The sequence below is a fragment of the Calothrix sp. UHCC 0171 genome (assembly GCF_034931845.1).
Classification (GTDB): domain Bacteria; phylum Cyanobacteriota; class Cyanobacteriia; order Cyanobacteriales; family Nostocaceae; genus Brunnivagina.
This window is the reverse complement of the sequence record NZ_JAYGHN010000027.1, coordinates 45,381-54,954: the sequence shown is the minus strand read 5'-3', so window position 1 is coordinate 54,954 and position 9,574 is coordinate 45,381. Positions and strand designations below refer to the sequence as shown.

The 9,574-nt window shown below is 41.3% G+C and carries 7 protein-coding genes; 2 read left to right on the top strand and 5 right to left on the bottom strand.

Going from position 1 to position 9,574, the window contains the following annotated elements; genetic code table 11:
* Positions 1-684: 684 nt before the first annotated feature.
* A complete protein-coding gene (locus tag VB733_RS19000; RefSeq protein ID WP_323341627.1) occupies positions 685-903 on the top strand; it encodes a hypothetical protein in 219 nt (72 codons plus the stop codon).
* A gap of 68 nt (positions 904-971) precedes the next feature.
* On the opposite strand, the gene nadB is transcribed toward VB733_RS19000, so the two are convergent.
* The 4 genes from nadB to VB733_RS18980 form a co-directional block, all read right to left on the bottom strand.
* A complete protein-coding gene (gene nadB, locus VB733_RS18995) occupies positions 972-2,672 on the bottom strand; it encodes an L-aspartate oxidase (RefSeq protein WP_323341626.1) in 1,701 nt (566 codons plus the stop codon).
* A gap of 155 nt (positions 2,673-2,827) precedes the next feature.
* Positions 2,828-3,289, bottom strand: a complete 462-nt coding sequence (gene psbU, locus VB733_RS18990) for a photosystem II complex extrinsic protein PsbU (RefSeq protein ID WP_323341625.1) — start codon at positions 3,287-3,289, stop codon at positions 2,828-2,830.
* 213 nt (positions 3,290-3,502) lie between these two features.
* Positions 3,503-4,285, bottom strand: coding sequence for a DUF3120 domain-containing protein (locus tag VB733_RS18985; protein ID WP_416336334.1), 783 nt, complete (start codon positions 4,283-4,285; stop codon positions 3,503-3,505).
* A gap of 157 nt (positions 4,286-4,442) precedes the next feature.
* Positions 4,443-6,638, bottom strand: coding sequence for a CHASE2 domain-containing protein (locus tag VB733_RS18980; protein WP_323341623.1), 2,196 nt, complete (start codon positions 6,636-6,638; stop codon positions 4,443-4,445).
* Positions 6,639-7,085: 447 nt separating this feature from the next.
* Here VB733_RS18980 and VB733_RS18975 point away from each other — a divergent pair, with 447 nt between their 5' ends.
* Entirely contained in the window at positions 7,086-7,457 is a 372-nt protein-coding gene (locus tag VB733_RS18975; protein WP_323341622.1) for a hypothetical protein, read from the top strand.
* Positions 7,458-7,554: 97 nt separating this feature from the next.
* Here VB733_RS18975 and ilvB read toward each other — a convergent pair whose 3' ends face one another.
* Complete coding sequence (gene ilvB, locus VB733_RS18970; protein WP_416336333.1) at positions 7,555-9,456, bottom strand: biosynthetic-type acetolactate synthase large subunit; 1,902 nt, start codon at positions 9,454-9,456, stop codon at positions 7,555-7,557.
* Between the last annotated feature and the right edge of the window lie 118 nt (positions 9,457-9,574).

The window sequence follows — 9,574 nt, the reverse complement described above, 5'->3', positions numbered from 1 at the left end:
TATAAGATAAATCTCCGTGTCTCTCCATCTGTGCGTCCCCGCGTCACCATCTGTTACTTTCTTTCGGAGAATTGGTATAATCCCTTCCCCAGTTCACGTGAAATTACAAATTAATACGAGTTTTCACTTACGTATATACAAAATAGAATAAAAGTTGAATATAAGTAATAATTATTTAAAAAATTAAAATATCTAATGATTGCCAAAATGGCAACATGTCATCCTGGGATTTCGGTATTTTTAATAATGTCAAAATCTTGAATATTTCATCAAAAAGTTCCATCAAGCGTGATTTCCCGTAAATAACTGAAGCAGAAAAAGTACGTATTTATACTGATAAATATTAAGATAATATGAAAGAAAAGCGCTATCAGGTATGACCGTATGTTAATTCTGGTAGTTGAATGAATCACTCCCAAGGGTGATGTAAAAAATGGAGTTAATACTGTAGTATTCCTTTTGTGAAGAAAAATAACAATCTTCACAATTTACTAAGTGAGATTACCGTTTTCGTAACTATTGCGGAAGCGTCTCGAAATCAGTAGCCAATTGAGAAAAAGACCAAAATTTGATCCAATTCTCAACTTGCAAACACTCTTTTAGTAGAGCTAATTAATAAACCAGTTAAGACAAATGAGCCATAAAACAAGGGGTGCTACCGAGCTTATGGTTATGAGTTTAAGAATGACAATTGCAATTATCTTTTTTATGGGCGCACATTTTCTCTTGCCCCGGATTGCAGATGCCTCAAAATCTGACCATGCAGCAACAAGTAATTCCACTACCACTAAGATAAATTACCAAATTTGGCAGCTAGCTCCACTACAGTCTCAATTTCACAACGAGTTCCAACCACCCAATTATGGTGGTCCTGATAGCGAATACGGAAGCGGCACAAGGTAGCTATGGCAATGATCCGTAATATCTTGCGGCGGAGACAAAAATTACTCTTAATTATCAGTGATTTATAATTACCCCTCCATAGAGGATTTAAACCAAATATTGTTTTCCACTAATGTGTGTGCTTCCCATTCCCTCACTGGTTCAGGAAAATCAAGTCGAAAATGTCCACCTCTACTTTCCGTTCTGAAGGCAGCACTTTTGAGAATTAGATAGGCGATATCTAGAAGGTTTTGAGTTTCTGCCCATAATCGCAAATATTTTTCCACATTAGACATCTGACTAGACTCTGGAAAAGTCGCAGAATCTCCTGGAAGCAGGGCATTTATAAACTGGGTAATTGGTAATGCCGCAAATTCATGCCGCCAAGTAACTGTCTGCGCGATCGCATCTTCCATAATTTGCTGTTCTCGACAAATACCTGCACTTTGCCACATCAGTCGGGGAATATTGATACGCAAGTCTTCAAGATATGTTTGCATTTTCAGATATTCAGTCGGGGAAATATCAAAAGTTGATATTTGAGCAGAGGATTTAAGTGCGATTACCTCTTCACGCATCGCCAATACTTCCGGCTCGATATTTGCCATTTGCGCGCCAAAGACAATACATTCCAACAAAGAATTACTCGCTAGTCGATTAGCTCCATGTACCCCCGTGCTAGCTGTTTCCCCGACTGCATAAAGTCCAGGAATATTAGTGCTGTTGTTCAAATCGGTGACAATCCCTCCCATCCAGTAATGGGCTGCGGGAGCGACAGGAATCGGCTCGGAAAACACATCTATCCCCCAACGCTGGCAAACCTTGACAATATTCGGAAAGCGGTGGCGGATTTTGTCAGCAGGGATAGGACGCATATCCAACCAAACATTCGCCGTTGCCAGGTCTGGGGCTGTTTTTTGGAGGTGATTGAAAATAGCTCGACTGACGACATCACGAGGTGCTAATTCGCCAGCTTCATGGTAGTCAAACGCGAAACGTCTCCCCGCATCGTCAACTAAATATGCGCCTTCACCCCGTACAGCTTCGCTAATTAGAAAACGGTCTGCACCAGGTTTAGTCAGGGCAGTCGGATGGAATTGGACAAACTCTAAATCGCGTAAAATTCCTCCATGTCGCCAAGCGATCGCCACTCCATCCCCCGTACTTACCGCAGGGTTAGTTGTTTGCGCGAATACCTGACCGCCGCCTCCAGTTGCCAGGACAATGGCTGCTGCTTTTACCCAAATGATGCGACCTTGGTAAAATAGGCTAATTCCCTGACAGCGTCCTGTGGTTGGGTGCAACCATAATGACAGAGCCAGTGCTTGTTGAATAACTTGAATATTGGGGCGTTTGAGAACTTGCGTGGTTAGGGTTGTTGTGACTTCACGCCCAGTTGTGTCGGCAGCATGAAGTACACGATGGCGCGAATGAGCCGCTTCCAGAGTTAGGGCTAAATTTTGACCACTACGGTCAAAAGCGACACCAAGATTGACCAAAGATTGCACGCAAGCGGGGGCATGTTCAGCGAGAAATTCGACAGCTTGGCGATCGCATAAACCAGCACCAGCCAGTAAAGTATCTTCAATATGTAATTGTGGTGAATCTTCGGGAGAAACGGCGGCAGCGATGCCACCCTGTGCCCAATCACTAGCAGACAGTGACACAGTTTCTTTGGTGATTAAGCCAACTCGCAGGCTTGGGGGTAAGCACAGTGCGGTATAGAGTCCAGCCGCACCCGCACCAACTACTAAAACATCAAATTGATCGGGAATATTTTGTTCAGACAAGGTGAGCAATCGGGGATGGGGCAATGGGTACTCATTCAATGGGCAGTGGGCAATGGAGAGGGTGGCAGTAACATTGGTAAGAAGTGATTTATATCACTACAATTTTCCAATCCTATCGCTCGATTCCCGGTTCCTAATGCCCTATGCCTTAAAATTTATCGGTAAATACCGTTGTTATAACGATCATCTCCTTCAGTGAAGACACTTTTAACTTCTGTAACGGTAAAGTTATCGAAGTTATTTTGCAAAATTTGCTTTTGTCGTTCGCTCAATCCTTTGATGTTCAAAATGTCATCTACTTTATCGTAGGGAGCATTTTGGACAATTTTGCTGGCAAGGGTTGGATAAAGTCCAGGAAAGCGCTGAAAAGAAGCAATATTGGTATTATTTAAATCGATTTTTTTACCATAAACTTCCGCCAACGCATCATCTGCCCGATTTCGCAACTCTTTGACTTCCTCAACTGCGAGAACAGGTACAGATTGCCAAGAAAAATGGTCAAATGTGCTAGCTTGAGCGGGTTGAGCGGTTCCCAACCAACCCAAAGATGCTACCAACAAACTCAGCATTGATAATAAACGCGCCAATCGTTTCACGATGTTTCCACCTCTTTCCATCGAACAAAGAACAAATAACGAGTGACAAACTTCTATAGTTCAATCAAAAACACAGCAGTTATCAGAAACTAATATACAGCGAATTAACACCCAAAACACTTACAGGTTACGGGTTTGACTATATTTGTGACAAAAAATTAACTAAATCTCACAATTTAGCCGTGTTTTATGGCATTTGTGTCCAATTATGGAGTTATGAAAATAACTATAATTTTAAGCAAAAATAGCAGCTATTAGAAATAGCGCATCAACCAAAATCGTACTTAAAACAGCACCACCAAAAGCATACCAATGATTTTCCTGTCGAGCCAAAGGTAAAATTCCGACTGATAACAGCAAAACTCCCAAAATTAGTGCCCATAATTGTCCTAAAGGTGTCTGCACCTGTACCAGAGCCGCTTGTAAAATTGATGGTACAACTTCTACCTCGACGTTCATGATTTGCCGCCAATAGGGCATTAAGTTTGTTAAATAAAAGTAAATATCAGTTAAGACTGTACCAAATAGCGAACCTAAATAGAACCAATTACCAACTTTGCCCCAGTTTCGCCACAAACACCACAGGGCAAATGGCAATCCCATCGATTCTACAGGCAAATGCCATAGGGGTTCCCAACGCAACCAACCCCAATAAATCGAACCCGTTAACCAACTCCAGCTAAAACCAAAGAGTAAATCCCCCCAAACATATGTTTTGTTACGGGACATTAAGAATAAACTCAGCCAAAGCCAAAATCCAGTCAAGCCAACACTTACCCAAGGCATAGCTCTGACTAAAGGTGCTTCGATAAAAACTGGCACCGTCACTAAAAACACGGAAACACTGAAAATGAAAAGAGATAAAGGGGGTGTTAAAGAAGTAGGAGGGAAGAGGGGAGCAAGGGAAGGAGACAAAGGGATGAATGCAAGTTCTGTCTCACATTCTTGTATATCTTCCTTAGCTGTTTCGATGATTGGGGTAGAAGTTGTGTATGGAGACAAGGATGTATTCACCAAAGTGGTATCTAGTAAAATTTTTAATTTTAATATTTGTTACTTAACTTTATCTTATTTAAGATACCACTATCACAGAATCCCCTCCTGGGGCATTTTTATTGTACGTGATATTCAGGTTGGCTGGAATATTTGGGAGACGAAGTTAGGAATTTACTTCCTAGGCAAAGACATAGCGATTTTTACCCATGTGCTTGGCACGATACATGGCAGAATCAGCTTGTTTAATTAATGTTTCCGAGTCTTGGCTATTAAAAGGGTAAATACTGATACCAATACTTGCCGAGACTCTAGCGATATTATTTTCTAAAACAATGGGTTCTGTGACAGTTAACAGGATTTTTTCCGCAACTTTAGCAGCCACTTCTTCCTTGGGTATTGCACGGAGAATGATGGTAAATTCGTCACCACCAAGGCGAGCAACGGTGTCGCTAACACGGAGGATATTATTTAGTCGGGCGGCAATTGTGACTAATAAGCGATCGCCCATTTCATGTCCCAAGGTATCATTGACTTGTTTAAACCCATCTAAGTCAATAAATAAGAGGGCTACCATCAAATCATTGCTTTTTGCCCAAACTAGGGATTCACCAAGTTGTTCGGCGAATAATTTGCGGTTGGGTAAACCGGTGAGGGGGTCATGATAAGCTAAATAACGCAGGCGGTCTTCTTGTTGTTTAAGTTCGTTATTGGAACGGAATAATTCCGCCGCCGCACGTTTTAGTTCTTCTTCTATTTGCTTACGTTTGGTAATATCGCGAATTATCCCCACCAAAAAATAATTGCCCGCAGCATCTTTGTGAAGTGACCTTTTTGTGGCAATTGAGTAAGTATTACCTCTAGCATCGGTAAACTCTTCTTCAACTTCATGGGGTTGTTTGGTTTGCAAAACTCGCTCATCGGAAGCCCGAAAAGTATCCGCTTGATGTTTTGGGAAAAAATTATAATCTGATTTTTCTAATAAAACTTCTTTGGGATAACCAATAAAATCACAATAAGCTTCGTTTAAGACAATCCACTCATGTTTATTATTCTTGACAAAAACAGGGTCAGGAATTGTGTTAATAACTTGATGTAAAAATTCCTTTGAGCGTTTAAATTCATCTTGGATGTAAGCTATTTGACAAGTTGCTGTAATTGTCGAACCCAAAATCGCCATTAGTCCCGGTATGATTGGTATCCACCAACCATCGAGAAAAACAATAAAGGCACAAACAGTAAACAAGCCACATAAAATTATAATTGTGGTAAAACTGGTAGTAATGCTTTTGATTCGCCATCTTGCAATTGCACCCAAATAGGCACACACAATAATCCACAAATATTCTAGGGAATTTGACCAAACTTTGATTAACGGTCTACCATCGATCGCAGCAGTAATTAACTCATTCGTAAAATGTGCCTGTAACTCTACGCCCGCCATTACCCTGGCTGTACCTATCAAGGGACTGGAAAAGGGAGTCTGGACATAGTCCCGTAGGGAAGGCGCAGTCGAACCAATCAAAATAATGCGATCGCGAATCCAATTTTCCGGTATCCTGTCTGCTAAGACATCACGTAATGAAACTTTACGGAAACCCCAAGGTTCAGGTTTACAAGTTTCGCAAGCAGCTTTGGAAAAATTCGAGACAATTTGATAGCCTTTATTATCAGCATCGATATAGGAACCGTCAGATGGCTGAAAGCGTTGAAATACTGCTTTTCCTAATTGTAAAGATTTTAAATTTTGAGCAGCAGCCTGGGGAGTAATATTATAGAACCGGAGATATTCCTTGGCTACTTTTAATGAAAAACTTTCGTAAAGTTGATTATCTATGTGCCAATAAAGCAAATTTCGCCTGATTTTACCATCTGCATCCAGGACTACATTATTAAAACCAACCCGATTTTTATCTAAATCTTCAGGTGGTGACACTCGCTTTTCTTCATTCTGCGATAAGCTCTCAATGCCGATGACATTAGTTTTTTGGAAAGCAGCAGCTAAATCTTCTTTGCCATTGCCAACTTTTAAGTCCCGATAAATATCTAAGCCAATGACGCGAGGTTGGTACTGATCTAATTTTGTTAATAAATTAGCCAGTTTCTCATCCGGTAGAGGCCAAGTACCAACTGACCTCAGAGAGGGTTCGTCAATCTCTACAATTGTAATCCTTTCAGATGCTGGTTCCACAGGACGCATTTGAAAAAACCGATCTAAAGCAGCCCACTCAAAAGATTGTAATAAACCCAGCCACCTCAATCCCAGAATGCAGCCGGCAACGCCAACAGATGCAAGCAACTCCCTTTTTCCTTTTATCAGAGGTGGCTTTATACCTGAAAGTATGTTCCTCAGTTGCTTATCCAGGTGTTTACTCATTTTCATCGCCTATTTCTATCACCTAGTCGGGAGATTGCGTATCATCCCTCGATTATTTATTACCGCGAAATCGGCGCAGCAATAACTACAGGTGTATTGGCATCTTTGGGGTTTTGTCAACATCACGATTCAAGCAGACCGCCGCATCTCATCTTCTCACATTGGTGCAAACCCAAATGAAAATAATTTTAATTATTAGTAACCACGTAATAATATTTAATATCTTAAGCTTCTTAAGCTAAAAGTTGCAAATCATGAATTGAAAATAATTGATCAAGTCCAGCTAATTAGTTATCAGATGCACAGCAGGATGGTTTCCACGGGAACCAAAAAAAGCTACATATTTTCAGAGAATAACTTAATAGCAGCAAGTAGAAAAAAATCACTTGACCTTTATGAACTAATCGAATAACGTAGGCGATTAGGTTTAGTTTCTTCAGAAAAAATATGAATAAGAAATTCATTCTCTCTCTGCTTTCGAGTTCGACTATTTTCACCTCATTTATGTCAACTTTAGCTATTATTAATCCTGCCTATGCAATGGAACAGAAATTAATCCACACGCAAGATAATAGCACCTGTATTACTAATCCCCATGGTGGTCATAATTTTATCTGTATTCGCGATACGGACAGAAGTTCAAATGCCAAACCGATAACTTCTACAATCGTTGCTGAAGGTAAATCGGATATCAATGTAGCATTGCTAGATTTTACAGAAGAAGAAAGCGATGCCGCAATTCAATTATTTGGTTGTGATTGTCCTTTTTGTCTCAATTCCTTACGTCAATTGCGCGGTACTGGGAATTTAGTTTACTAGTGAATTTTATATCTCCAACTAACTAAATATAAAAAATAGAGACGTTAGATACAACGTCTCTACATTAATGAAGTAAATGAACAAAAATATCTAAAAATTATAACTTTGTCCCGCACTCAGGACAAAAATTATTACTTGGTTGATTCTTGGCGCTGCAATTACTGCAATAAACAACTTCCACATCAACTTTTGGTGTTTGTTTCGGCAAACCAATCATTTGGGCATTACTCTTGCCTGGTGCAACCATTGGATAACAGTTTTCATCCTTGGTGACGCGAATATCCATGACAACGGGACCATCATGCGCTAACATTTCTGCGATCGCATCTGCTAATTCTTCCCGCTTCTCGACTACCATACCCTTGATACCATATGCCTGACACAGCAATTTAATATCTGGCATTCCTACTTCCATGTTGGATGAAGAATAACGTTCACCGTAAAATGCTTGCTGCCACTGCCTTACCATCCCTTGCCAGCCGTTGTTTAAAATCATTGTCTTGACTTTTAAACCATACTGTGCAAGAGTTCCTAATTCCTGTAGGCACATTTGGAAACTAGCATCACCACTAATACAAACCACATCTTCCTCAGGGAATGCAGCCTGTGCGCCGATGGCGGCGGGGACACCAAAACCCATTGTTCCCAAGCCAGCACTGGAAATCCAGCGACGGGGACCATTTTTGAGGAATTGGGCTGCCCACATTTGATGCTGTCCAACATCAGTAGTGTAGAAAGCATTGGGTGCTTGATGAGCGACTTCAACAATTGCTTCCTGGGGAGAAATACTGTCGGGATAATGGGATGGAACGAGAGGATATTCTTCCTTCCAACGGTTAATTAAATGTAACCATTCCTCTGTTTGTTTGGCAGATTCCTTAACCCCATCTTCCTTACATCGCTTCAGCATGTCTTTTAAAACTTTGCGGACATCGCCAACGATGGGAACCTCAGGAACCCGATTTTTTCCAACTTCTGCGGGGTCAATATCTATATGTATGACCTTAGCACGGGAAGCGAATTCATCCAGTTTACCCGTAACGCGGTCATCAAATCTGGCTCCCACACAAATTAATAAATCGCAGTCGGTGACAGCAAAATTGGCGTAAGCCGTACCATGCATTCCCAACATACCCAGAGCAAGAGGATGATGTTCGTCAAAAGCACCAATACCCATCAAAGTGGTGGTGACGGGAATATTGAATAATTCAGCTAAGTGTTTAATTTCCTCATGTGCCGCAGATGCGATCGCGCCTCCACCAACATACAATAATGGGCGACGACTTTCTCTAATTAAGCTAATTGCGGCATTGATTTGCCGGGGATTTCCCTTCACTGTGGGACGATATCCAGGTAACTTCACCTTACCGGGTTCTACAGGAATATAATCAAATTCTTCCAGTGCTACGTCCTTGGGTACATCAATTAATACAGGACCCGGTCTACCTGTACTAGCAATGTAAAATGCTTCGGCAACAATCCGGGCAATATCTGCGGTATCACGGATGATGTAGGAATGCTTGACTATTGGTAAGGTAATCCCGTAGATATCGGTTTCTTGAAACGCATCAGTACCAATTGCCGGTCGAGGTACTTGTCCTGTGACAATCACCATTGGAATCGAATCCATATAGGCGGTGGCAATACCCGTTACCAAATTTGTCGCCCCTGGTCCCGAAGTACCAAAACACACACCAACTTTACCAGTTGCACGGGCATAACCATCGGCTGCATGGGCTGCACCTTGCTCGTGTCTAACAAGAATGTGCTTCATCGGACTTCCTGATGATTCGACTTTGTACAAATCATCATAAATAGGTAGAATTGCACCGCCGGGATAGCCGAAAATATATTCAACACCGTGACGTTGCAGACTATCAAGTAATGCAAAACCGCCGGATGCACGTTGCGGTTTGGTGACAGCCTTAGAAATCGAAACAATACTCGACTGAGATAACTCTTGGGTTGGGACAGGACTCATGGGGGAACGCGAGCGCACAGTTAAACCTCACGCAATAGCTAAACTAACTCTGATTTTTTGTATATTAGACTTCACTCTAATACTTTTTGTGTGCTATTTGCCAATTTTTGAAACAACAATTTAATCGCCTTAGCCG